The following is a 410-nucleotide window of genomic DNA, read 5'->3' on the forward strand; positions in this document are numbered from 1 at the left end:
TCGCTTTGTCAGTAAGAGGCTGGCCGAGCGTTGAAGGGTTTGCCAAGCGCGCACTGGAACTCGCCACAACCGACGACAGCAAAGCCAGCGCAGCAGAAATGCTTGTACTGCAGAAATTCCAGTCGGGCTCGCCCTCGGAGGCCATGCCGCTCGCCGACGAATTCCGCAAGCAGTTTACCGTGAACATTTCGTTCGAGAGCCGCGTTGCTGAAATCGCGCGACGTCTAGGCGACACGGTCGAGCTTGAAAAGGCAAGAATGCGCCTTGCCGCCTTCGGCAGCCGCACCGATTTGTCGCCACTGGATCGATTCGCACTGTCTGATGCCTATGCCGACGACAACAGATGGTCGGAGGCCGCAGACCTTCTGGATGGTCTGTATGCGCTCGACCGGCCGTCGGAGATTTTGAAG

1 protein-coding gene is annotated in these 410 nt (G+C 58.8%); it reads left to right on the forward strand.

From position 1 onward, the window contains the following. Positions 1-143 precede the first annotated feature (143 nt). The coding region (locus EOC93_RS33740) for a hypothetical protein (RefSeq protein WP_206532313.1) at positions 144-410 on the forward strand (267 nt) is incomplete at its 3' end.

Origin of the sequence: Mesorhizobium sp. M6A.T.Ce.TU.002.03.1.1, assembly GCF_003997275.1 — a bacterium.
GTDB classification, from domain to species: domain Bacteria; phylum Pseudomonadota; class Alphaproteobacteria; order Rhizobiales; family Rhizobiaceae; genus Mesorhizobium; species Mesorhizobium mediterraneum.